The organism is Aeromonas sp. 2HA2, from assembly GCF_029237345.1.
Classification (GTDB): Bacteria; Pseudomonadota; Gammaproteobacteria; order Enterobacterales; family Aeromonadaceae; genus Aeromonas; species Aeromonas salmonicida.
Genome location: NZ_JAACGB010000020.1, coordinates 44,516 through 66,920, shown reverse-complemented (window position 1 = coordinate 66,920; position 22,405 = coordinate 44,516). Strand labels below are relative to the sequence as shown.

Sequence of the window (22,405 nt, the reverse complement as noted above, 5' to 3'; positions counted from 1 at the left end):
AGCCTCGCCCCCTGCTGGGGATAAAGGAGCAACACCCCCCACCGAGTGGGAACAAGGAGACACTCTCATGATCTACCAAGGCGAAACCCTGTCGGTCAGCTACCTCGAAAACGGCATTGCCGAACTGAGGTTTGATGCCCCGGGTTCAGTCAACAAGCTGGATCGCGCTACCCTGCTCTCACTGAGCGAAGCGATCGCCGCATTACAGCAACAAGCCGATTTGAAGGGTCTGATCCTCACCTCCGGCAAAGACGCCTTCATCGTCGGTGCCGACATTACCGAATTTCTGGAACTGTTCGATCTGCCGCAAGAAGATCTGCTCGGCTGGCTGAAAAAGGCCAACGACATCTTCAGTGCCATCGAAGATCTGCCGGTACCGACCCTCTCTGCCATCAAGGGCCACGCACTGGGCGGCGGCTGCGAGACCATACTCTCCACCGATTTTCGTCTGGCCGACACCAGCGCCAAGATTGGCCTGCCCGAGACCAAACTCGGCATCATGCCGGGCTTTGGCGGCACTGTTCGTTTGCCGCGCCTCATCGGTGCCGACAACGCGCTGGAGTGGATCACCACAGGCAAGGATTACCGTGCCGATGATGCCCTCAAGGTGGGTGCCGTCGATGCCGTGGTCGCGCCAGAGGCATTGCACAGCGCCGCCGTGCAGATGATGAAAGATGCCATCGCGGGCAAGCTGAACTGGCAGAGTCGCCGCGCCGCCAAGAAGGCCCCGCTGCGTCTCTCCAAGCTGGAAGCCATGATGAGCTTCAGCACCGCCGCCGGCATGGTTGCCGCCGTGGCGGGCAAGCACTATCCAGCCCCCATGACAGCGGTGAAAACCGTCGAAGCCGCCGCCGGCATGAGCCGTGACGAAGCCTTGGTGGTCGAGGCACAAGGCTTTATCAAGCTGGCCAAGACTGACGTCGCCAAGGCGCTGGTCGGCATCTTCCTCAACGATCAGCACATCAAGGCGCTGGCCAAGAAGGCCGCCAAGCAGGCTGCTAAGGCCACTAGCCACGCCGCCGTGCTGGGCGCCGGCATCATGGGTGGCGGCATCGCCTACCAGTCTGCCAGCAAGGGCATTCCGGCTGTGATGAAGGACATCAACGAGAAAGCGCTGGTGCTGGGCATGGGTGAAGCCACCAAGCTGCTCAACGGCCAGCTCGAGAAGGGCCGCATCGATGGCATCAAGATGGGCCAGGTGCTCTCCGCCATTACCCCGACCCTGAGCTATGACAACGTCAAGCACGTGGATCTGGTGGTCGAAGCCGTGGTCGAGAATCCCAAGGTGAAGGCAGCCGTACTGGGCGAAGTGGAAGGGATCATTGGCGAAGACGCCGTGCTCGCCAGCAACACCTCCACCATTCCCATCTCCCTGCTGGCCAAGGGACTGAAGCGCCCGCAAAACTTCTGCGGCATGCACTTCTTCAACCCTGTGCACCGCATGCCTCTGGTGGAGATCATCCGCGGCGAGCAGACCTCCGATGAAACCATCAACCGCGTGGTGGCCTACGCCGCCGCCATGGGCAAGTCGCCGGTGGTGGTCAACGACTGCCCGGGCTTCTTCGTCAACCGCGTGCTCTTCCCCTACTTCTTCGGCTTCAACAAGCTGGTCGCCGATGGCGCCGACTTTGCCGCCGTCGACAAGGTGATGGAGAAGGAGTTTGGCTGGCCCATGGGCCCCGCCTACCTGCTGGACGTGGTCGGCATCGACACAGGTCACCATGCCGGTGACGTCATGGCGCAGGGCTTCCCGGCGCGCATGAGCAAGGAAGGCCGTACCGCCATCGATGTGATGTACGACGCCAGCCGCTTCGGTCAGAAGAATGGCAAGGGCTTCTACGCCTACGAGCAGGACAAGAAGGGCAAGCCGAAGAAGGTGGCCGATGTGGCCGCTTACGAGCTGCTGGCCCCCATTGCCAAGCCGAAACAGGATTTCGACAAGGAAGCCATCATAGCCCGCATGATGATCCCCATGATCAACGAGGTGGTGCTCTGCCTGGAAGAGGCCATAGTCGCCACGCCGGCCGAGGCCGACATCGCGCTGGTCTATGGTCTGGGCTTCCCTCCCTTCCGTGGTGGCGTGTTCCGCTATCTGGACACCATAGGTCTGGATCGTTACGTGGCCATGGCCGACCAGTATGCCGACTTGGGCCCGCTCTACCGTGTCAGCGACCGCTTGCGCGAGATGGCTGCCCAGGGCAAAACCTTCTACTGATTGCGGAAAGGAGATCCATTCATGAAAGACGTAGTCATTGTCGACTGTATCCGGACCCCCATGGGCCGGTCCAAGGGCGGCGCCTTCCGCAACGTGCGTGCAGAAGATCTGTCCGCGCACCTGATGAGCTCCATCCTGCTGCGCAACCCCAACCTCGACCCGAACGAGATCGAGGACATCTACTGGGGCTGCGTGCAGCAGACCCTGGAACAGGGCTTCAACATAGCCCGCAACGCCGCCCTGCTGGCGGGGATCCCCAAGCAGGTAGGTGCTGTCACCGTCAACCGGCTGTGTGGCTCCTCCATGCAGGCGCTGCATGATGCTTCCCGTGCCATTCAGGTGGGTGATGGGGACATCTTCATCATCGGCGGCGTCGAGCACATGGGCCATGTGCCCATGAGCCACGGGGTCGACTTCCACCCCGGCATGGCCAAGTCGGTAGCCAAGGCCTCCGGCATGATGGGGCTGACCGCCGAGATGCTGGGCAAGCTGCACGGCATCAGCCGCCAGCAGCAGGACGAGTTTGCCGCCCGCTCCCACCGCCGCGCCTATGCCGCGACCGTGGAAGGGCGCTTCGCCAGAGAGATCGTCGGTCTGGAAGGGCATGACGCCAGTGGCGCCCGCTTCTTCTACGACTACGACGAGGTGATCCGCCCGGAGACCACGGTCGAAACCCTGAGCCAGCTGCGCCCTGTGTTCGACCCGGTCAACGGCACAGTCACCGCCGGCACCTCCTCGGCTCTGTCCGACGGCGCCTCCGCCATGCTGGTGATGAGCGCGGATCGTGCCAAGGCGCTGGGGCTGACCCCGCGCGTCAGGGTGCGCTCCATGGCCGTGGCCGGTTGCGATGCCGCCATCATGGGTTATGGCCCTGTGCCTGCTACCCAGAAGGCGCTCAAGCGTGCCGGTCTGACCATAGGCGACATCGATCTGGTCGAGCTGAACGAGGCATTTGCTGCCCAGTCACTGCCTTGCGTCAAGGATCTGGGACTGCTGGACGTGGCGGAAGAGAAGGTCAACCTGAACGGTGGTGCCATCGCTCTGGGTCACCCGCTGGGATGCTCCGGCTCCCGCATCTCCACCACCCTGATCCATCTGATGGAGGAGAAGGACGCCAATCTGGGTCTTGCCACCATGTGTATCGGTCTGGGCCAGGGCATAGCCACAGTGTTTGAACGGGTATGATGTCAACGGCTCGCCCTCACTGCGACAGTGAGGGCGAGCCAAAATTGTCTTTTTTGGGGTCGGCCTTGCCGGCCCGTCATCGAGTCTGTCGAGATCGCCACACGGGGTGATCTCCTGTCGTCGGAATCTGCGCTTTGGCCGCCCCGTTTGGGTCGGCCTTTTTTATTTAGAGAGCGCTATATGGGAGGATATTGCCCATAACCTCACATTAGATGGGGGGCTTGCTTGCTTTTTGCTCCCCCGACAGGTTCAATCTGCACAAAAAAATGGGTGGATGCACATACATATGTCAACGAGCAAACAACTGCTGATCGTCGACGACGACCAAGAGATCCGCGAGCTGCTCAATGAATACCTGACCAGGGCCGGTTTCCAGGTATTGACGGCGGCGGAAGGCAACGAGATGCGCCAGCAGCTCGCCCTGCACAGCCCGGACCTGATTATTCTCGATATCATGATGCCCGGCGACGACGGCTTTACCCTCTGCCAACAGATCCGTCGCGACTCCCAGGTACCCATCATAATGCTGACCGCGGCCTCCGATGAGGCAGACAGGGTGATCGGCCTCGAACTCGGCGCCGACGACTACATCGCCAAGCCGTTCAGCCCTCGCGAGCTGCAGGCTCGTATCAAGGCGTTGCTGCGCCGTGCCGAATTCCGCCAGCCGGAAAAAGAGAAAGAACCGAGCCGCCGCCTGCGTTTTGCCGAATGGACCCTGGACACCCTGAGCCACCAGCTGACCCACGACGATGGCAGCCTGCTGGATCTCTCCGGCAGCGACGCCCTGCTGCTCGGCATGTTCCTGCAGCAACCCGGCGTGGTGCTGGACAGAGACACCATCTCCGATGCGACCCGGGGCCGCGAGAGCCTGCCGATGGAGCGCGGCATCGACGTGCAGATCAGCCGTCTGCGCCAGAAGCTGGGTGACAACGGCAAGAGCCCGCGCATCATCAAGACCATACGCGGCAGTGGCTATATGCTGATTGCCGAAGTACACGAGATCCCGTGAAGGGTAAAAAGGTAGCAACGGCATGCTGAACGACAAAAGGCACGAGATCCCATGAGGAGTGGCTGGTTCTGGCGGGCGCTGGTTCCCCGCTCCCTGCTGTCGCGGATGCTGCTATTGCTGCTGCTCGCCATCCTGCTCTCCCAGACCATACTCACCGGTATCTGGATGCAACAGATCCAGAAACGGGAGCTGGAAGGCATGCTCAGCACCACCCGTAATCTGGCACTGTCGGCCGCCTCCACCGTCAACTTCTTCAAATCCCTGCCGCTGCAGTACCGCCACATAGCGCTGGATCAGCTGCGCAATATGGGGGGGAGCCGCTTCTTCGTGTCACTCAACGAGGAAGAGATCCACATCAGCGCCATCCCCGACAGCGAGCGCAAGACGCTGGTGCTCAAAGAGGTGCAGGGCGTGCTGACCCGCAAGCTCTCGGACGCCATGGCCATCAAGGTGGATTTCTCCCGACCCGAGGACCTGCACGTCTTCAACAACGACACCCTGCTGGCGGATCTGCCTTCCTCCTGGGCCCGCTATACCCTGTCGCTGGAGCCGCTCAATCCGCCGGTGCTGGTGACCCAGATCGAGATAGAACCGGGTGAGTGGCTCTATCTGGCGGCCCTGCTGCCCGCCCCCTACATGACGCTCGACGATACCGTCATGCCGAGCAACCAGGTGCGGTTCATCGCCCTGATGACGGTGTTCCTCTGCTTCTTCACCTTCCTGCTGGTGCGCTGGCAGACCCGCCCGCTGCGTCGGCTCGCCAAGGCGGCGGTCAACCTGGGCAAGGATATAGACCAACCTTCGCTCAAAGAGGAAGGGGCGTCAGAAATCGTGGCGGCGACCCGCGCCTTCAATATCATGCAGCACCGCATCCGCCGCTATATCGATGATCGGGAGCGGCTGTTCAGCTCCATTTCCCACGATCTCAAGACCCCCATCACCCGGCTGCGGCTGCGGGTCGAGCTGCTCGACGACGAGGTGCAGATCGGCAAGTTCAACAAGGATCTGGACGAGCTGGAGCTGATGGTCAAGGGGGCGCTGCAGACGGTGAAAGACACCGACATCCACGAGAACATAGAGCAGCTCGACATAGACGCCATGCTGGAGCAGATGGCCGAGTCCATGAACCTGCATGACGAACGGCTGACCATAGAGGGCCACTGCAAGCAGCTCTACCGTGGCAAGCCGCTGGCGCTCAAGCGCTGCATCGGCAACCTGGTGGACAACGGCATCAAATACGGCCAGAAGGTGCGCATCATCATCATGGACGACGAGGAGATGCTGATCCTCTTCATCATGGATGAGGGCCCCGGCCTGCCGGACGATCAGTTCGAGCGCATCTTCGAGCCCTACTACCGGCTCAGCACGGATCTGGCCGGTACCGGCCTTGGTCTGGGCATAGCCCGCAACATAGCCCACGCACACGGCGGCGATCTGGTGCTGGAAAATCGCCCGCAGGGCGGCCTGCAGGCCACCCTCTCCCTACCAAGGCAGTAACCTTATGAAGTGGTTATCTTTTTCTGTCATCGCCCTGTTATCCCTTCCCGTCGGCGCCTCCCAGGTGGAGGTGCTGCACTGGTGGACTTCCGGTGGCGAAGCCAAGGCGGTGGAGGTGCTTAAGTCCGAGTGGACCGAGCAGGGCAACCAGTGGAACGATTTCGCTGTGCAGGGCGGCGGTGGCAAGAGCGCCATGACGGTACTCAAGAGCCGGGCGCTGGCGGCCAACCCGCCGGAAGCGGCACACCTCAAGGGCTACGAGTTGCGGGAGTGGGCCGGACTCGGTTTTCTGCGCGACCTCACCCCCATGGCCGAACACCTCGGCTGGTATCCGCAGCTACCGGCCATGGTGCGAGAAACCCTCAGCCAGAATGGTGCCCTGATGGCGGTGCCCACCGGCATTCACCGCGTCAACTGGCTCTGGCTCAACCGCAAGGTGTTCGACAAGCTGGAGCTGACCCCGCCCACCGACTGGAACCAGTTTGTGGTGGTGGCAGAGCAGCTCAAGGCACAGAACATCACACCGCTCGCCATCGGCAACGAACCCTGGCAGCTGGCGGTGCTGTTCGAAACGGTGGCGCTGGGCGAGGGAGGCAAGGATTTCTATCGCAAGGCCTTCGTCGAACTGGACGGCGCGACCCTGACCGGCCCCGACATGGTACGGGTGCTGACCCGCTTCCAGCAGTTGCGCGCCTACGTACCCAAGAGCTTCGTCGGTTTGAAGTGGCATCAAGCTACCACCCAGCTGGAAACCGGCGAAGCCGCCATGCAGCTGATGGGAGACTGGGTGAAGGGGGAACTGAGCGTGAGCAACTACAGGCCCGGGGAAGACATAGAGTGTCTGCCCAGCCCGGGCAGCGACGGTCTGTTCAGCTATAACCTGGACTCCATCGCCATGTTCAAGCAGCGGGATCCCGCCCAGTTGCAGGCACAGGGTGAACTGGCCCAGCTGCTGATGACGCCGCGCTTCCAGCAGGAGTTCAACCGGGTGAAGGGCTCGATCCCCGCCCTCACCAAGCCGGACATGAGCAAGTTCGATCGCTGCGCCCTGCGCTCCTATCAGGATTTCCTGCTGGCGGAGCGAGAGGGCAATCTGCTGCCCAGCATGGCGGAAGGGATGGCAACGCCGACCAACATGCGCCAGGCGATCATGGATGTGCTGAGCAACTTCTTCAACGATCCCAATGCCAATCCGCAGCAAACGGCGTTGCATCTGGAGCGGGCCATGCGCTCGACCCGCTAGTCCCTTTCTCGACAGCCAGAAACGACAAAGGCGGATGATGATCCGCCTTTGTCATTGTGGGAAAAGCTGACTGTTCAAGGATTGTCGTTCTCGTCCTCATCTTCGTCGTAGTAATCACTGAGCTCGATCCAGAGCCCCAACCCTATCATCACCATGGCACCGAACCAGGTGCCGGTATTACCGATCGGGCTGCCCATCACTATCATGGCGAAAGCCAAGAACCCCATGCCTGCGTAGGCTTGCAATCTGCCGTAGGAGACCTGCATATTCACACCTCCTTGTTGAATATGATTCAATTTTTATATTACTCATAAGGCGAGATGTGGGTAGGGCCAGATCACACTTTGGTTACATATGCTGCATTCAGGCCTCATTGTTTGATTATTTTTTCGCCTTGAGTATCATTGGCAGCTGAATAGGTTGAAGGTTGATTATTGATGAGTGCTTTATTCTGCGACGCGACTCATGAGTTGGACGCAATCGGGCTTCGTTGCCCGGAACCCGTAATGATGGTGCGTAAAAAAGTGCGCTTGATGGCCCAGGGCGAGACTCTGCTGGTCAGCGCCGACGATCCCTCAACCACTCGCGACATCCCCAGTTTCTGCCGCTTTATGGATCACACCCTGGTCGCCAGCGAGACAGAGCAGGCCCCCTACCGCTATCTGATCCGCAAGGGTCAATAAGCCCAGTTTCGGAGCAAACATGACAGCCATTACCCGAATCGGTACCACCCAGCGTTGGTCAGACGTGGTCATCCACAACGGCACCCTCTACGTGGTGGAAGTGCCCGCCACGGATGACGCCGACATTCACCAGCAGACCCGCGAAGTGCTGACCAGCCTGCAGCGCCTGCTGGAAACCAACGGCTCCGGGGTCGACAAGATCCTGATGGCCAACATCTATCTGAAGGACATCGCCGATATCGCCGCCTTCAACGAACAGTGGGATGCATGGATCCCGGCGGGTACGGCGCCTGTCCGGGCCTGCGTACAGGCTCGCCTGGCCCACGAAGGCTACAAGGTGGAAATCCAGCTGACTGCGGCTGTCTAAGCCGAGCGGGATGCCTGGATCCCCTGACGCAAACACGGCACCGGTACGTGCCTGCGTACAAGCCCGCCTTGCCCACGAAGGCTACAAGGTGGAAGTGCAGCTGACTGCGGCCGTTTAAGTCCGCAACACCGGATAGCAAAAGGCCCCGCCATCACTGGCGGGGCCTTTTCGTTACCACAAACCGGAACGACTTAGGCGGTCGGGATCAGGGTGATGGTCACCCGGCGGTTCTGAGCCTTGCCGGCGGCAGTGCTGTTGGTGGCAACCGGCTGATCCGGGCCCACACCCTGGGTGGAGATACGGCTACCCGTTACCCCATGGCCGATCAGCTGGGCGGCTACGGCATCGGCACGCTGGGCAGAGAGCTTCATGTTCAGATCGCGAGAGCCTGTGCTGTCGGTGTGACCGACCACGTTCAGGCGGGTCTTGTCGAACTCGGCAACCACCATGGCCACGCCGGACAGAGTATTGGCACCGGCCGCTTTGAGCTGGGCGCTGGAGCTGTCGAAAGTGACGTTGTTCGGCATATTGAGGATCAGCTCGTCGCCATTGCGGGTCACGCTGACGCCAGTGCCCTGCAGCTTCTCGCGCAGCTTGGCTTCCTGCACATCCATGTAGTAACCGATACCGCCACCCAGGGCGGCGCCGGCGGCCACGCCAGTCAGAATACCCTTCTTGCGATCCCCCTTGCTGGAGGAGAGCGCCCCCACGGCGGCGCCCGTCGCGGCGCCGGCCAGCGCACCCCAGGCGGCCTTGCCAGTCTGCTGTTCGCCAGTATAGGGATTGGTAGTACAGCCACTCAGGGCAATAGTCAGTGCCAGGGCTGGCACCAGTATCTTGGCTCGCATGAAAAAACCTCTATGAATACAGTCCGGCACCATGCCGGGGGCAGGATTGTAACGCGCCATCACGCCATTGTCTGACGCAGGTCTGAACGGCTGGCGAGAGTGAGCGTTTTTTGCGCGCCAGCGGCGCTTGGCGGGACAAATTCGGCTACAAATACAGCCGAATTTGTCACAAGGAAGAGGGTGGCCGACAGCCCCCGGCGGCCATTCGGCGTGACCGATAGCCTATTGGCGGGAGTCTGGCATGGTCGATAAGCGGCCTCAGGCGGGCTGCTGACACTCGGCGTGGCAGGGGCAGCTGACCAGATGATCGTTCACCATCCCCACTGCCTGCATGAAGGCGTAGCAAATCGTGCTGCCGACGAAGTTGAAGCCGAGCTTCTTGAGCGCCTTGGACATGGCATCCGACTCCTTTGATGTCGCCGGAATATCGCCGTTGCCCTGCCGCTGGTTAACCATGGGGGCGCCGCCGACAAAGGCCCACAGGTAATCGGCGAAGTCGACCCCCTGCTCTTGCAACGCCAGATAGGCGCGGGCGTTTTTGATGATCGATTGCACCTTGAGGCGGTTGCGAATAATGCCGGTGTCCTGCATCAGCCGCTCTACATCCTGTTCGTCGAACTGCGCGATGCGTACCGGATCGAAGTCGGCATAGGCGCGATGGTAGCTCTCGGTACGCTTCAAGATGGTGATCCACGACAGCCCCGCCTGCTGGCCATCGAGGCAGAGCTTGGCAAACAGCTCGCGGGCGTCATAAACCGGCCTGCCCCACTGTTTGTCATGGTATTCGATATATTCCGGGTCCTTGGTCACCCAGGCGCAGCGCAGTTCCATTCTTCGTCTCCTGTTATTTTTCTCTGCCCGACTCTCTGTCCGACAAGGGGATTTCGTCGGCGACATGAGGGGGCTTCCATCCCGGGCCAACCAGGCCCGGCGCAGCCCCGCCCCATGAATCCCCTACAATTTCGCCTATTATCCGACCATGCCAGACGGTATACTCCTTCGGTTCACATTCAGCAAATCTTGCTCTGATTTCACTTCGCGCGAAAAACACTATGCAAAAATTCGATGTCAAAACCTTTCAGGGCCTGATCCTGCAGCTGCAGGACTATTGGTCCCGCCAGGGCTGTACCATTATTCAGCCGCTGGACATGGAAGTGGGTGCCGGTACTTCACACCCCATGACCTGTCTGCGCGCTCTGGGCCCGGAGCCCATCGCCTGCGCTTACGTGCAACCGTCCCGCCGTCCGACCGACGGCCGCTACGGTGAAAACCCGAACCGCCTGCAGCACTACTACCAGTTCCAGGTGATCATCAAGCCTTCCCCCGACAACATCCAGGAACTCTACCTGGGCTCGCTGAAAGAGCTGGGCATGGATCCTGAAATCCACGACATCCGCTTCGTGGAAGACAACTGGGAAAACCCGACGCTGGGTGCCTGGGGTCTGGGCTGGGAAGTGTGGCTCAACGGCATGGAAGTGACTCAGTTCACCTACTTCCAGCAAGTTGGCGGCCTGGAGTGCAAGCCGGTGACCGGCGAGATCACCTATGGTCTCGAGCGTCTGGCCATGTACATTCAGGGCGTGGACAGCGTCTATGACCTGGTCTGGTCCGATGGCCCGCTGGGCAAGACCACCTACGGCGACGTCTTCCACCAGAACGAAGTGGAGCAATCTACCTACAACTTCGAACACGCCGACGTGGACTTCCTGTTCCACTGCTTCGAGCAGTACGAGAAAGAGGCCCAGCACCTGCTGGCACTGGAAACGCCGCTGCCGCTGCCCGCTTACGAGCGCATTCTGAAAGCTGCCCACTCCTTCAACCTGCTGGATGCCCGCAAGGCCATCTCGGTCACCGAGCGTCAGCGCTACATATTGCGCATTCGCACCCTGACCAAGGCCGTGGCCGAGGCATACTATGCCTCCCGCGAAGCGCTGGGTTTCCCCATGTGCAAGCGCACTGAGAACAAGCAAGGTTAAGGAACGGACATGGCACAACATACATTTCTGGTAGAGATCGGCACAGCTGAGCTGCCGCCAAAAGCCCTGCGCTCCCTGGCCGAAGCCTTTGCCGACAACTTCAAAGCTGAGCTGACCAAGGCCGACCTGGCCTTCGGCGACGTCGAGTGGTTTGCCTCACCGCGCCGCCTGGCGCTGAAGGTAGACGCGCTGGCCGGCGAACAGCCGAGCAAGAGCGTCGAGAAGCGCGGCCCGGCCGTCTCCCAGGCGTTCGATGCCGATGGCAAGCCGACCAAGGCTGCCGAAGGCTGGGCTCGTGGCAACGGCATCACGGTCGAACAGGCCGAGCGTCTGGTCACCGACAAGGGTGAGTGGCTGGTTCACACCGCCAAGATCGAAGGCCGTCCGGCTAAAGATCTGCTGGGCGAGCTGGTCGCTGCTGCACTGGCCAAGCTGCCCATCCCCAAGATGATGCGCTGGGGCGACAAGACCATCCAGTTCGTGCGTCCGGTGTTCACCGTGACCCTGCTGCTGGATGGGGATCTGGTTCCCGCTCACATTCTGGGTATCGACTCTGCCCGCACCATTCGCGGTCACCGCTTTATGGGCGAGCCCGAGTTCACCATCGACAACGCCAGCCAGTACCCGCAGATCCTGCTGGAAAAAGGCAAAGTGGTTGCCGACTTCATGGCGCGCAAGGCCAAGATCAAGGCTGACGCCGAAGCGGCCGCTGCCGCCTTCGGCGGTGTTGCCGATCTGGACGACGCCCTGCTGGAAGAGGTCACCGCACTGGTCGAGTGGCCTGTGGTGCTGACCGCCAACTTTGAAGAGAAGTTCCTGGCCGTTCCGGCTGAAGCGCTGGTTCACACCATGAAGGGTGACCAGAAGTACTTCCCGGTCTACGACAAAAACGGCAAGCTGCTGCCGAAGTTCATCTTCGTCACCAACATAGAGTCGAAAGACCCGAGCCAGATCATCAGCGGCAATGAGAAGGTGGTTCGCCCCCGTCTCTCTGACGCCGAGTTCTTCTTCAAGACCGACCTCAAGCAGACTCTGGCCTCCCGCCTACCGCGCCTTGAAACCGTGCTGTTCCAGCAACAACTGGGCACAGTCAAGGCCAAGGTCGAGCGCATCGAGACCGTCGCCGGCTTTATCGCCGAGCGCATCGGCGCCAATGTGGCTCAGGCCAAGCGTGCCGGTCTGCTCTCCAAGTGTGATCTCATGACCAACATGGTCGGCGAGTTCGCCAGCACCCAGGGTGTCATGGGGATGCACTACGCCCGTCACGATGGCGAAGACGAAGTGGTGGCCGTAGCCCTCAACGAGCAGTACATGCCGCGCTTCGCCGGTGATGCCCTGCCGTCCGCTCTGGAAGCCTGTGCCGTCGCGCTGGCCGACAAGTTCGACACTCTGGCCGGTATCTTCGGCATCGGCATGCTGCCGAAGGGTGACAAGGACCCGTTCGCCCTGCGTCGCGCCGCCATCGGTGCCCTGCGCATCATGACCGAGAAGCAGCTGGATCTGGATCTGGTTGAACTGGTTGAAGAAGCGGTACGCGTCTACGGCGACAAGCTGACCAACAAAACCGTCGTTACCGACGTGGTCGACTTTATGCTGGGCCGCTTCCGCGCCGCCTATCAGGACGAAGGCATCGGTGCCGACGTGGTGCTGGCCGTACTGGCCCGCCGCCCGACCCGTCCGCTCGACTTCGATCGCCGCGTCAAGGCCGTCAGCCACTTCCGCAGCCTGGATGCCGCACTGGCATTGGCTGCTGCCAACAAGCGCGTCAGCAACATTCTGGCCAAGGTTGAAGGCGAATTGCCGACTGCCGTCAAACCGGAACTGCTGGTCGATGCCGCCGAGAAGGCGCTGGCCACCCAGGTTGCTGAACTGCAAGCCGAACTGGCGCCGCTGTTCGCTGCCGGTGACTATCAGGCTGCCCTCACCCGTCTGGCCGCCCTGCGCGAGCCGGTCGATACCTTCTTCAACGAGGTGATGGTGATGGCCGACGACGAAGCCCTCAAGGCCAACCGTCTGGCGCTACTGAACAACCTGCGCAACCTGTTCCTGCAAGTCGCGGATATCTCCCTGCTGCAGTGATCTTGGTTGGGTTGATTGAATAAAAAACGGCGCCGCGAGGCGCCGTTTTTTATTTAGAGGTCTGTCATACATATAGAACCATTTTATTGACATAGGACATATCTAATGTTCCTTTAATATCATATTAAATTAGAGAGAGCATTGGCATGTCAAAAATAAAATCCCAAGAGCTTTTTTATATTTTTTTGCAAGAAAAGCAAAAAACAAAAAATCGCTTTACTAAAGACGATGTAATTAAAGCTACGGGTTGGAAGCCATCGACTTTTAAAGCATATATGGGAAAAGGTCAGATAACTAATTTTCTAGTTGAGATAGCGGAGGACCAATACGAAGCAGTAAATACAATCAATATTAATTTTGTGGAGTTCAGGAAAAAATTATCGCAGAGTAAACATTATCAAGAGTTAGGTCATAAATGTAAAAATAGTTTATCTAAAGCTCTCCTTAAAAAATCTAAAGACAATATGATGCTTGCGATGGAGCTATATAATAGACCATCTTTAGAAAATAAATTAGATGGTTTTGTTATGTTGTTTTCCACTGCGTGGGAGCAATTGTTAAAAGCAATCATAATTGAGAGAGGTGGACTACAATCAATTTATTGTGGTGTTAGTAAAAAGGGAATTAAGCAGACCTTATCTTTAAGGCAATGCTTGGATAAACACTATAAGCCAACCGATAAAATAAGGCTAAACATTGAGTGTATATCCGATTGGAGAGATAATGCAGTTCACTTACTTATGCCAGAGTTACAAGGATTAGCATCAAGAATATTTCAATCAGGTGTTATTAATTACTCACACGCATTTGAAAAATTTTCTGAAGTTCCATTCTTGGAGGCTCAACACACAGGCATGATGTCGCTTGTTGGTGACTTTAAAATACCGCCAATATCTGTTCTTAAAAGTTTATATGGTGAGTCTGGGGACGAGATATTAAAACTAGCAAAAACGTTACAGGACGAGATTGAAAGCAGTAATGACATGGATTTTGCTATTCCAATCAATGTTTCCCTTGTATATGCAAAAAACAACAACGGAAGCCAGATAATTATTGCAGATGCAAATGGCAGTAAACAGGATTTGGAAAATCTTAGAAAAGCTCTTATTGTAGAGAAGCCTGTCGACTCTGAAAAAACTCACCCCTATACCCAGCAAACCGCCATCTTTGAAATAAACAAAAGACTCCATGCTGATTTCGACATTACAAAGCTCAATAAATGCCTAGTAGCAAGTGATCATTCAGGGACGCCAATAATTAATAGAGATTGTTTTCTGTCTGCTCTTAACAAATTAAATTGGAAAGCCAGCAATAACTCTTATCATCACCACCAAGCAATTGCTAACCGACATCTTTACTCTGAACAATGCATTTCTGAAATGATCGCAAAGATAACGGAAAATGATAATTTCTTAAGAGATGCTAAAGCAAAAAACCAAAAAACACGAACAAGAAAGTAATCCTTGTAGGCTCGATTAACCGTCCGGCGCAACCGGACGTTCACGTAAATCCATTATCCCATCATAACGGTCAGCCGTATTTCCCCCTCCGGCTGGCCGCCGCTGACTCGCAGGAACAACAGCCTCTCGATCGTCCGATTACGCTTCGCTAATCGAACCTACGTCCCCTTTCCCAACGCGGCGACAATCTTCTCCACGCTCTGGGCTACCGACAAGGCGGCGCTATCCAGTATCAGGCGCTCCCTGTCCCAGGGTTCATATTCACGGTCGAGAACCGCCTGCCAGTCCGGCAACGCAAACCCCGCAATATCGGCCGTCCGGCTCTCGACCCTCTCCCGATGCAGCTTCGGATTGGAGCAGACGACCTCTATATCGAGACAGGGAGCCCCGACCGAGAGGGCGATATCGTGGTAAGCATCCCGGGTGAGCTGGATGGGGTTAACGGAATCCGTGATGACGATAGAGCCAAGTTTCAGGTTCTCTCTGGCCAGCTCATAGGCAACAAAATACCCGGCGGGCCCCATCTCTTCACCCGCCCGTTCGGCGTCACGAATGGCCTGCTCTATGGTATCAATGCGCAGATAGACGGCCCCCAACCGCAGGGCCAAGGCACGCGCAATGGTGCTCTTTCCGCTGCCCGGCAAACCACTGAAGATAATCAGCATCATGTTCCCTTGTGATGAAAAGGCTTGCCGGCATTTTCCCCGCGATGGAGACCCTAAGTCCAGCGCTGGTGTGCCGGTACGCTCCACCCGATCACCACGACACAAAGCTGACCAGAACTGGGACACTCACCTACAACTCACTCCCCCTCCATATCCTGCCGAGCCTGATCGCACCAGTCGCGCCGTGCCGTGACCGGGCGTAACATAGCTGGCCCACTCATCGCTTTTTCAGGCACGGTTCCCCCCCGAAAAATCTGAATCGGCGACGGTCGTGGGCTAGGATGAGGAAAGCAACCTCCTGTTAATAGCCGCTGACCATCAGGGAAATTCATGCTGCAGAGACCCAGCTTCTGCCTCTTCTTTTCTGCCATGCTGCTCCTGCTGCACGTCTCATTGGTAATGGGAGCTCCGACCAAAGGCACCATCACCCTGGTGAGCTCGCTGGATACCAAGGAGTCCATGTACGGCCGCTGGCTGAAGCTGATATATCAGGATGCCTTTGCGCGCCTTGGCTACGACTTCATCTATGCCGGTTACCCGGGCGGGCGAGCCCCTCATATGGCCGAAAGTGGCGAGGTCGATGGCGAGATACATCGTGCCACCGAATATCAACTGCAAACCCGCCATCTGCTGAAAGTCCCCGAATCCCACTTCACCCTCTCCTATGAGGCGTATGCCGCCATTCCGGGTATTCAGCTCAAGGGGTGGAGCAGCCTGCTTGGCACCTCTTATCGGGTGGAATACCGCCGTGGGGCCAAGTTGCCAGAGTTGGCATTGTCCAGGGTGGTGGCGCCCGCCCAGCTGTTTGATATCAGCACTGTGGATCAGGGAATGGGCAAACTGCTCAAGGGGCGCAGCGATCTCTATATTGAGCAAACCATGGTAGCCAGACAGGCCATAGCCGCGCGGATCACCAGGTCTGAAGCCGGCACCAGGATCTACTCCGCAGGCATCATGGATACGTTTGACTCATATGTGTATCTGCACGAGAGACATAAAACCCTGGTGGCCCAGCTGGCGCTCGTTATCCGCCAGATGAAACAGGAAGGCACCATTGCCCGTTATCAACAACAAGCACTGCAAGAGAGCACCCCCTGGCAACCGGCCTGGCCTCTTTCCGGCAGATAGCGTTTAGTGTTCAATGGCAGCAAGTTCACCTGTTGGCAGGTCGTTTCCAGGGCGGTATCCAAGCTTGTTATCATTTGAAGCTGGATATAGGCTTGATATCGCGCTCCGGCTCACCAGCCCCCTGTATGAGGAAAGCATGGACATACCTTCTGCTCCCCCCCAGCTATCGTGCCAGCAGTGCCAGGAAAGCGGGGATCTCGGCTTCGATTTCACCATGGCCTTTCAACCCATAATCCGCTGTCGCACCCGCACCATATTTGGCTATGAAGCGCTGGTCAGGGGGATCAATAACGAACCCGCCCACTCAGTGATTTCACGGGTCAACGATGACAATCGCTACCGCTTTGATCAGCTTTGCCGGATCAAAGCCATTGCACTGGCGGCCAAACTCAAGATGCAGGGAATGCTGAGCATCAATTTCCTGCCCAATGCGGTTTATCGTCCGGAGCGCTGCATCCGCACCACCTTGCAAGCAGCGCGGGAGCACCAGTTTCCCATCGAGCAGATCATGTTCGAGTTCACCGAAGTGGAGCGCGTGGCGGATAACCAGCATATTCGCCACATAGTGGATCACTATCAGGCACTCGGCTTCAAGACGGCGATGGATGACTTTGGCGCAGGATATTCCAGTCTCAATCTGCTGGCAGATTTTCTGCCAGACATCATCAAGCTGGATATGCATCTGTTGAGGGGGATCGATAAAGACAAGGTCCGCCAGGCCATTGTGCGCCACTGTCTCGCCCTCTTTGAGGAGTTGAACATCACCCCCCTGGCGGAAGGGATCGAAACCCGGGATGAAATGGCATGTCTGCAGGCGATGGGGATAGACCTGATGCAGGGTTATCTGTTTGCCAAACCCGGTTTCGAAATACTGCCCCCCGTGGACTTTGATGCCATTCAGTAAAGCGGGAGAGGTGAGCTAGGCAAGCGGCCCCGCCATCGATCATCATAATCCACCCCATCGCTCACCTTACCCGGGAGCATGATGGCGAGCAGCGTGACCCGTCTGTGGGGATGCCGCTGCTAGCGGCATTGTCATCCATTTATCAAGGAGAGAGACATGATGCAACGCAAGACCCTGGCCCTGCTGCTGGCGACTCATCTGCTGATCGGGGGATTGGGGTTTGCCGCCGGCATCTATACCCTGCCCATACTGATAGCCCCACCCGCACCGAGCAGTGAAGCGGTAGCGGCCAGCCAGCAGCAGGCCAGTTTCAGCGGCACCTTTCGTCGGGATCTCAAAGACAGCGACCGGCTGCACTGGGGGGAAGGCAAGGTGAGCATTGGGCCCGACGCCGTCAGCCTGATGGGGCAACTGGCACTTGGGCCCGATTACCAGCTCTATCTATCCCCGGAATTTGTCGAAACCGAGGCGGATTTTTCCCGCCTGAAAGCGCAGATGGTGCACGTGGGGCCGGTCAAAACCTTCGACAACTTTATCGTGCCACTGCCCGCCAGCATCGATCCAGCCCGCTACACCAGCGTAATCGTCTGGTGTGAAACCTTCGGCCAATTCATCACCGCAGCCCGCTATCGCTGAGTTCGACATCAGATGGCCCCCCCGAACGGCTAGTTTTTGTTATCAAAAAAGGCGCCAAAAGGCGCCGTTTTCTTGTTGCAGCACACCCCCTCACGCTAACTCGGAGGGAAGTGGCCGCCAATGCTGATCACCTTGACCTGCTGCAGGGTGCCATTGATGGTAAAGGCGACCCTGTGTTCCTGACTGAGCCGGATCGTGTAAACCCCCTTGTTGTTGCCGCTCAGCTGCTCGTAGTGCATATCGCCGACCTTGCCGGCGGCACTCTTGGGATCCGAGCCGCGCTCGATCTCCCGCCGCCATTCGTGATACTTGCTCATGGCCGATGGGGTCACAGCAACATGCTTGTCCTTGTTGTAGAGGATCCGGGGTTGAGAATCATCGATAGTCCATGCCATAGCCATCTCCATAGTCAGGCTCCAAAGAGAACCAAACTATAGCCCAAACCAGCTGAATGGCAGACTACGGTGGCACAACGCCGAACTGCTGTTGCAGCAACCGCTGACCCCGGGCGGTCAGGATCAGCTCACGACTGCCCAGTCCTCGCACCAGCCACCCCTTGTCCAAAAGATGGGCAAGCAGTCGGGTTCCCAGCTCGCCTCCCAGATGCATGCGCCTCTCGCTCCAGTCGAGACAGTGGCAAGCAAAGTGGCGCTTGCCACTCGGCTGGCAATCAACCCCAAGCTGCGCGAAATGGTGCTCCCCCTCAGGAGTCAGGGCATAACTACTGGCGTCCAGCCAACCTCGGGCAATCAGGCTGTCATGGAGTCTCACCCCCAGCTCGCCCGCCAGATGGTCATAACAGGTGCGGGCAAAGCGCAGTCGTTCCGGGGTCTTGCTACGAAGAGAACCTTGCTCTACCAGCCCCATCAACTGCTCCACCACCCTCGCCACCTCATGATTCGCGATGCGGTAGTAGCGATACTTGCCCTGCCGGACACAGGCCGTCAGTCCCTGCTGCTGGAGCATGGCAAGGTGACTGCTGGCAGTGGATGCCGACACCTCGGCGACCGTGCTCAGCTCGGTGGCCGTCCAGGCACGGCCATCCATCAGGGCGCACAGCATGCGGGCGCGGCTACTGTCGGCAATGGCGGCCGCCACCTGTGCCAGACCTTGTTCAAGGGTGTCCTGTTCGCTCATATCGCTACGCTCTGCTCGTCGTTGCTATTGCCACTCGGCCGTGACAGTGCGGGCCTTGTCGATATCATCCGTCACCAGTATCAGCTGGTTGGCATGGTCACTGTACAGGATGATGATGTTGACCGATGCATCCCCCAGGGCGCTGCAGATGGCGCCAAGCTGACCCGGCACTTCCTGTTTCAGACGGCGCACCAGCACCTCACGTACGGCGACCACCTCCAGACCTGCCTGCTCTGCAGCCTGAGCCGCCCTGGCACCATTCTCAACCAGAAAATGGGCATGACCTGCGCCACCCGCAGTAAACATGCCCCCGCCTTCCAGGCTGACGCCTGCCCGTCCCATCAAGAGACCAAACTGCCCCAGCGAGCCCGGGTTATCGGGCAACATCACGTGAATATCGTACATCCTTGCCTCTCCATTCTGCTTGCGATAAGAGCCTGCAGATTAAGGGAGCTACCGCAGCAACGCTTCGATGGCGAGCGAAGTGTGCCCTTGTTTGGCGCATGGGCAGGATGCAAGGGAAGAGTGGGTCACTGGCCTGATACCAAAACGGCGCCCGAAGGCGCCGTTTTGTTGATCCCCCCACAACTGCAGGTGGGACTGGCCAGGCTTGATCAGCCGGTATAGACAGGCAGCAGACCCGCCATGTTGAGCAGGTGGAAGAGGGCTGTCAGCACACCGAACAGCAAGACCCCCACTATCATCGGCAGGCCGCCCGGCGCGCGGAAGCCGTCGCCTTTGCCGCTTTGAGCGCTCTTGCCGGCGCGCACCTTCCAGGCCAGCAGCGCCGGTATGATGCAGGTCCAGAGGGTCGCCACTGCGCCTGCGTAGCCGATGGCCATCAGGAAACCGAACGGGAACAGCAGGGAGAGCAGCAGCGGTGGCAGGAAGGTCACGCCCCATGACTTGGCGCGGCCCTTGGGACTGTTGTCGAACTTGAACAGATCCGCCAGATAGTCGAACACCCCCAGACCCACACCAATAAAGGAGGAGAGGATGGCGGCCATGGAGAAGAGGTTGAGAGCGCTGGAGACGGCCTCCGACTCTATCACCGAAGCCAAGGCCTTGAGCAGCACGTCGACGTTGCCGCCCTGCGCCACCACGGGCCCGAACTCGCTGCGCGGCAGGTTGCCAAACACGCTCACCAGCCAGATTAGGTAGAACAGCAGCGCTATGGCGGTACCACCGAGAATGGCGTAACGGGCGCGGCGCTCCTCACCGTAATAGGCGCGCATGGAGGAGACAGAGTGGTGATAACCGAACGAGGTAAGTGCCACCGGCAGCATGGCAAGCGCATAGGGTGCATAGCTGGCGTGCTCGCTCAGGGTATCGAACAACAGCGTCGGCTTGATGTTGAGGGAGAGACCCGAGATGCCGAACACGAAGCTCAGCCCCATGGCGATGACCAGCACGACCGAGATGCGATCCACAGCCCGAGTCGAGTGCCATACCAGCCCGGAGAAGCCCAGGGTGAACAGAACTGAGGCCCAGTGGCTGCCGATCCCCGTCATCCCATCTATGATGAGACCGGCCGAGGTGATGTAGGCGTAAAGCAGTATGCCACCGACGAAGTAGACGGTGATGTTGTTGAGGGCGTTGACCTTGTCCCCCAGCAGCTCCCGGGTCACGGTATCGAACGACACGCGCAGCGGATAGCCCTGATAGGATTCCAGCAGCATCCAGCCGGAGACCGTCATCACCACCATAGTCAGGGTGATGGCCAGCACCGACCAGATGGTCCAGGCGCCCGCCCCGGCACTCGGCAAGCCCAGCATGCCGGCCCCCACACAGACGCCGGCAATGATGCATGCCCCGCCCACCAAAGATGGTTTCTGTCCCATTTACTTCTCCAAAGACGATTGTTGATCTGATCGCGACCGCGGACCGTTGCATTTGCTACGCCGGTTGTCATGGTAGATCGCGCTCATCTATGCTGCCGGCGCCCAGTGCTTGCTGCTTCGAAAGCGAAGCAAGGTGTGACCGGGGCTAGCTGCCGGCACGACATGGCAGCAGGGCCATCATGTCGGGGAAGGGACTTTACCCTGCTACCCCTCAGGTATCAAATGCGGATGCATCCTCAGACAGCCCGGCGCCCCTCAGAGGAGCACCTGCCACTGACTCATCTGTGCTCAATGAGCCAGTTGGGGCAACAGCTGCAGCAGCTGGGCCCGCACCGCCAGCGGTGTCTGGCTGACCCAGATATCCAGCAGGCCGTAGGAGAGCAGCGGCAGTATCAACAACAGCAGGCAGAGCATACCCAGCAGCCAGCGAGGAGTGAGCCTGTGCGCCTTGCTGCCAAGGTGCAACGCATCGGCCCGTTTGGGGCAGGCGGCGACACAGCTCAGGCAGCTGCTGCACTCCAGACTGCGCACCGCGATCAGCTGATGTACCTGAATGCGGGACGGGCAGGCCCGGCTGCACTTGTCGCAGTCATGGCCAGCGCTTCGCAGGCAGCGGGCTGGGTCGCGGCGAATGCGCAGCGGGGTCAACAAGCCCAGCAGGGCGAGCCAGGCGCCGTAGGGGCAGAGATAGCGGCAGAAGCCCTGCCGAAAGAGGGTTGTGAGCAGCAGAACCCAGCCCAGACAGAGGCCGGAGATGAGGTTCAAATTGAAGAAAAAGGCGCCCATCTTCATGTCCGCCGCCTGATGATAGGGACTGGCGAGATAGCCGGGCAGGGCGGCAGCGGGCACCGCCAGCAGGATAATGAAGAGCAAAAAGCCGAGCACCAGGAATTTCTGGGCTCGCAGCACGCCATCGAGCCAGCTCGGCGGCGTCCACTCCCCCGCCATCAATCGACTGCGCAGACGATACAGCCACTCACCCACCAGCCCGATCGGGCAGAACCAGGCGCAGAAGGCCCGCCCCAGCAGCAGGGCCGACAGGCAGAGCACCAGCACTGTGATAGTGGCCGCCGGATGATGGGGATCCACTATGCCCTGACTGAGCCAGGCCCGCAGCCCGAGCCCGCCGGCGATGGGAAGGAAGCTGTCGACCACGTCCGGACGCACCAGCCAGGGAGGTATCCCCTGCCCCAGCTGCCAGATATGCAGGCCATGCTGCACAGTCACCAACCCCCAGCAGAGCAGCAGCAGATGACGGGTCCACTCCCGCAGCGGCTGGCTGTTGATCTCGCTTGGCATCGGTAGCGGCTTGTAGCGATGAAACAGGCTGAGGGTACCAACCACCAGCCCCAGTGCGAGCCAGAGGGTGAGGTCCGCCGCCACCAGCCAGCCGACGAGCAGCAAGCCGATGGAGAGGCGCCATGACCAGCCGAGCCCGGCCTGCCATTGCAACAGGACCAGATAGACCAGGCCAGCCACCATGGTCATCGCTTCAATCAGGCTCATGCATCTCCCTCATAGCACTCATTCGG

General features: G+C 59.0%; 22 protein-coding genes and 1 pseudogene. 14 read left to right on the top strand and 9 right to left on the bottom strand.

Features of this window, described 5'->3' with window-relative positions:
• Nucleotides 1-67: 67 nt before the first annotated feature.
• From fadB to GWQ29_RS19930, 5 genes are all read left to right on the top strand, one after another.
• Nucleotides 68-2,215, top strand: coding sequence for a fatty acid oxidation complex subunit alpha FadB (fadB, locus tag GWQ29_RS19950; RefSeq protein WP_275920159.1), 2,148 nt, complete (start codon nucleotides 68-70; stop codon nucleotides 2,213-2,215).
• Nucleotides 2,216-3,400: an acetyl-CoA C-acyltransferase FadA gene (gene fadA / locus GWQ29_RS19945; RefSeq protein WP_198519299.1), complete on the top strand. Its 1,185-nt coding sequence runs from the start codon at nucleotides 2,216-2,218 to the stop codon at nucleotides 3,398-3,400. It begins immediately after the preceding gene.
• Between the two features lie 286 nt (nucleotides 3,401-3,686).
• A complete protein-coding gene (locus GWQ29_RS19940; protein WP_005320571.1) occupies nucleotides 3,687-4,409 on the top strand; it encodes a response regulator transcription factor in 723 nt (240 codons plus the stop codon).
• A gap of 51 nt (nucleotides 4,410-4,460) precedes the next feature.
• The gene (locus GWQ29_RS19935; RefSeq protein WP_275920158.1) at nucleotides 4,461-5,906 is read left to right on the top strand and encodes an ATP-binding protein; all 1,446 of its coding nucleotides are present in this window, start codon (nucleotides 4,461-4,463) and stop codon (nucleotides 5,904-5,906) included.
• Between the two features lie 4 nt (nucleotides 5,907-5,910).
• Nucleotides 5,911-7,149 carry an ABC transporter substrate-binding protein gene (locus GWQ29_RS19930; protein ID WP_265432167.1) on the top strand — a complete coding sequence of 413 codons (1,239 nt, stop codon included), beginning with the start codon at nucleotides 5,911-5,913 and terminating at the stop codon, nucleotides 7,147-7,149.
• Between the two features lie 74 nt (nucleotides 7,150-7,223).
• On the opposite strand, the gene GWQ29_RS19925 is transcribed toward GWQ29_RS19930, so the two are convergent.
• Nucleotides 7,224-7,415 carry a hypothetical protein gene (locus GWQ29_RS19925; RefSeq protein ID WP_005320579.1) on the bottom strand — a complete coding sequence of 64 codons (192 nt, stop codon included), beginning with the start codon at nucleotides 7,413-7,415 and terminating at the stop codon, nucleotides 7,224-7,226.
• 171 nt (nucleotides 7,416-7,586) lie between these two features.
• Between GWQ29_RS19925 and tusA the strand changes: the two genes are divergently transcribed.
• The 3 genes and pseudogenes from tusA to GWQ29_RS19910 form a co-directional block, all read left to right on the top strand.
• Nucleotides 7,587-7,832, top strand: a complete 246-nt coding sequence (gene tusA / locus GWQ29_RS19920; RefSeq protein WP_005320582.1) for a sulfurtransferase TusA — start codon at nucleotides 7,587-7,589, stop codon at nucleotides 7,830-7,832.
• A 19-nt stretch (nucleotides 7,833-7,851) separates the two neighbouring features.
• Entirely contained in the window at nucleotides 7,852-8,199 is a 348-nt protein-coding gene (locus tag GWQ29_RS19915; RefSeq protein WP_111589754.1) for a RidA family protein, read from the top strand.
• A gap of 12 nt (nucleotides 8,200-8,211) precedes the next feature.
• A pseudogene (locus GWQ29_RS19910) lies at nucleotides 8,212-8,317 on the top strand (RidA family protein); the annotation flags it as partial.
• Between the two features lie 73 nt (nucleotides 8,318-8,390).
• Here GWQ29_RS19910 and GWQ29_RS19905 read toward each other — a convergent pair.
• The gene (locus tag GWQ29_RS19905) at nucleotides 8,391-9,047 is read right to left on the bottom strand and encodes an OmpA family lipoprotein (RefSeq protein ID WP_021140658.1); all 657 of its coding nucleotides are present in this window, start codon (nucleotides 9,045-9,047) and stop codon (nucleotides 8,391-8,393) included.
• 258 nt (nucleotides 9,048-9,305) lie between these two features.
• Nucleotides 9,306-9,878: a DNA-3-methyladenine glycosylase I gene (locus GWQ29_RS19900; RefSeq protein WP_275920157.1), complete on the bottom strand. Its 573-nt coding sequence runs from the start codon at nucleotides 9,876-9,878 to the stop codon at nucleotides 9,306-9,308.
• Between the two features lie 221 nt (nucleotides 9,879-10,099).
• Between GWQ29_RS19900 and glyQ the strand changes: the two genes are divergently transcribed.
• The 3 genes from glyQ (at nucleotide 10,100) to GWQ29_RS19885 (ending at nucleotide 14,562) form a co-directional block, all read left to right on the top strand.
• On the top strand, nucleotides 10,100-11,023 hold the full coding sequence (gene glyQ, locus GWQ29_RS19895; protein ID WP_005320598.1) for a glycine--tRNA ligase subunit alpha: 924 nt from the start codon (nucleotides 10,100-10,102) through the stop codon (nucleotides 11,021-11,023).
• Nucleotides 11,024-11,032: 9 nt separating this feature from the next.
• The gene (gene glyS, locus GWQ29_RS19890; protein ID WP_275920156.1) at nucleotides 11,033-13,102 is read left to right on the top strand and encodes a glycine--tRNA ligase subunit beta; all 2,070 of its coding nucleotides are present in this window, start codon (nucleotides 11,033-11,035) and stop codon (nucleotides 13,100-13,102) included.
• 146 nt (nucleotides 13,103-13,248) lie between these two features.
• A complete protein-coding gene (locus GWQ29_RS19885; RefSeq protein WP_131731142.1) occupies nucleotides 13,249-14,562 on the top strand; it encodes a DUF3644 domain-containing protein in 1,314 nt (437 codons plus the stop codon).
• A 158-nt stretch (nucleotides 14,563-14,720) separates the two neighbouring features.
• On the opposite strand, the gene GWQ29_RS19880 is transcribed toward GWQ29_RS19885, so the two are convergent.
• Entirely contained in the window at nucleotides 14,721-15,227 is a 507-nt protein-coding gene (locus GWQ29_RS19880) for an AAA family ATPase (RefSeq protein WP_275920155.1), read from the bottom strand.
• Nucleotides 15,228-15,557: 330 nt separating this feature from the next.
• Here GWQ29_RS19880 and GWQ29_RS19875 point away from each other — a divergent pair, with 330 nt between their 5' ends.
• The 3 genes from GWQ29_RS19875 to GWQ29_RS19865 all read left to right on the top strand — a co-directional run bounded on the left by GWQ29_RS19875 (nucleotide 15,558) and on the right by GWQ29_RS19865 (nucleotide 17,895).
• On the top strand, nucleotides 15,558-16,355 hold the full coding sequence (locus GWQ29_RS19875; RefSeq protein ID WP_169047083.1) for a hypothetical protein: 798 nt from the start codon (nucleotides 15,558-15,560) through the stop codon (nucleotides 16,353-16,355).
• Between the two features lie 136 nt (nucleotides 16,356-16,491).
• On the top strand, nucleotides 16,492-17,259 hold the full coding sequence (locus tag GWQ29_RS19870; RefSeq protein WP_169047084.1) for an EAL domain-containing protein: 768 nt from the start codon (nucleotides 16,492-16,494) through the stop codon (nucleotides 17,257-17,259).
• Nucleotides 17,260-17,418: 159 nt separating this feature from the next.
• Nucleotides 17,419-17,895 (top strand): DM13 domain-containing protein, encoded by a 477-nt coding sequence (locus tag GWQ29_RS19865; RefSeq protein WP_275920163.1) that lies wholly within the window; start codon nucleotides 17,419-17,421, stop codon nucleotides 17,893-17,895.
• Between the two features lie 95 nt (nucleotides 17,896-17,990).
• Here GWQ29_RS19865 and GWQ29_RS19860 read toward each other — a convergent pair whose 3' ends face one another.
• From GWQ29_RS19860 to GWQ29_RS19840, 5 genes are all read right to left on the bottom strand, one after another.
• Nucleotides 17,991-18,290 carry a toxin gene (locus GWQ29_RS19860; RefSeq protein ID WP_021139539.1) on the bottom strand — a complete coding sequence of 100 codons (300 nt, stop codon included), beginning with the start codon at nucleotides 18,288-18,290 and terminating at the stop codon, nucleotides 17,991-17,993.
• Between the two features lie 64 nt (nucleotides 18,291-18,354).
• The gene (locus tag GWQ29_RS19855; protein ID WP_111589761.1) at nucleotides 18,355-19,032 is read right to left on the bottom strand and encodes a metalloregulator ArsR/SmtB family transcription factor; all 678 of its coding nucleotides are present in this window, start codon (nucleotides 19,030-19,032) and stop codon (nucleotides 18,355-18,357) included.
• A 24-nt stretch (nucleotides 19,033-19,056) separates the two neighbouring features.
• Nucleotides 19,057-19,437: an amino acid-binding protein gene (locus GWQ29_RS19850; RefSeq protein ID WP_256686300.1), complete on the bottom strand. Its 381-nt coding sequence runs from the start codon at nucleotides 19,435-19,437 to the stop codon at nucleotides 19,057-19,059.
• 209 nt (nucleotides 19,438-19,646) lie between these two features.
• Complete coding sequence (locus GWQ29_RS19845) at nucleotides 19,647-20,873, bottom strand: aromatic amino acid transporter (RefSeq protein ID WP_275920154.1); 1,227 nt, start codon at nucleotides 20,871-20,873, stop codon at nucleotides 19,647-19,649.
• Nucleotides 20,874-21,161: 288 nt separating this feature from the next.
• Nucleotides 21,162-22,379: a 4Fe-4S binding protein gene (locus tag GWQ29_RS19840; RefSeq protein WP_275920153.1), complete on the bottom strand. Its 1,218-nt coding sequence runs from the start codon at nucleotides 22,377-22,379 to the stop codon at nucleotides 21,162-21,164.
• Nucleotides 22,380-22,405: the final 26 nt, after the last annotated feature.

Coding starts and splice junctions, on each gene's coding strand:
- GWQ29_RS19940 (WP_005320571.1), top strand. CDS start 3,687: ATGTCAACGAGCAAACAACTGCTGATCGTCGACGACGACCAAGAGATC.
- tusA (WP_005320582.1), top strand. CDS start 7,587: ATGAGTGCTTTATTCTGCGACGCGACTCATGAGTTGGACGCAATCGGG.
- GWQ29_RS19885 (WP_131731142.1), top strand. CDS start 13,249: ATGTCAAAAATAAAATCCCAAGAGCTTTTTTATATTTTTTTGCAAGAA.
- GWQ29_RS19900 (WP_275920157.1), bottom strand. CDS start 9,878: ATGGAACTGCGCTGCGCCTGGGTGACCAAGGACCCGGAATATATCGAA.
- GWQ29_RS19855 (WP_111589761.1), bottom strand. CDS start 19,032: ATGAGCGAACAGGACACCCTTGAACAAGGTCTGGCACAGGTGGCGGCC.
- GWQ29_RS19850 (WP_256686300.1), bottom strand. CDS start 19,437: ATGTACGATATTCACGTGATGTTGCCCGATAACCCGGGCTCGCTGGGG.
- GWQ29_RS19915 (WP_111589754.1), top strand. CDS start 7,852: ATGACAGCCATTACCCGAATCGGTACCACCCAGCGTTGGTCAGACGTG.
- GWQ29_RS19925 (WP_005320579.1), bottom strand. CDS start 7,415: ATGCAGGTCTCCTACGGCAGATTGCAAGCCTACGCAGGCATGGGGTTC.
- GWQ29_RS19905 (WP_021140658.1), bottom strand. CDS start 9,047: ATGCGAGCCAAGATACTGGTGCCAGCCCTGGCACTGACTATTGCCCTG.
- GWQ29_RS19930 (WP_265432167.1), top strand. CDS start 5,911: ATGAAGTGGTTATCTTTTTCTGTCATCGCCCTGTTATCCCTTCCCGTC.
- glyS (WP_275920156.1), top strand. CDS start 11,033: ATGGCACAACATACATTTCTGGTAGAGATCGGCACAGCTGAGCTGCCG.
- GWQ29_RS19860 (WP_021139539.1), bottom strand. CDS start 18,290: ATGGCATGGACTATCGATGATTCTCAACCCCGGATCCTCTACAACAAG.
- GWQ29_RS19845 (WP_275920154.1), bottom strand. CDS start 20,873: ATGGGACAGAAACCATCTTTGGTGGGCGGGGCATGCATCATTGCCGGC.
- GWQ29_RS19880 (WP_275920155.1), bottom strand. CDS start 15,227: ATGCTGATTATCTTCAGTGGTTTGCCGGGCAGCGGAAAGAGCACCATT.
- GWQ29_RS19840 (WP_275920153.1), bottom strand. CDS start 22,379: ATGAGCCTGATTGAAGCGATGACCATGGTGGCTGGCCTGGTCTATCTG.
- GWQ29_RS19865 (WP_275920163.1), top strand. CDS start 17,419: ATGCAACGCAAGACCCTGGCCCTGCTGCTGGCGACTCATCTGCTGATC.
- GWQ29_RS19870 (WP_169047084.1), top strand. CDS start 16,492: ATGGACATACCTTCTGCTCCCCCCCAGCTATCGTGCCAGCAGTGCCAG.
- GWQ29_RS19935 (WP_275920158.1), top strand. CDS start 4,461: ATGAGGAGTGGCTGGTTCTGGCGGGCGCTGGTTCCCCGCTCCCTGCTG.
- fadB (WP_275920159.1), top strand. CDS start 68: ATGATCTACCAAGGCGAAACCCTGTCGGTCAGCTACCTCGAAAACGGC.
- glyQ (WP_005320598.1), top strand. CDS start 10,100: ATGCAAAAATTCGATGTCAAAACCTTTCAGGGCCTGATCCTGCAGCTG.
- GWQ29_RS19875 (WP_169047083.1), top strand. CDS start 15,558: ATGCTGCAGAGACCCAGCTTCTGCCTCTTCTTTTCTGCCATGCTGCTC.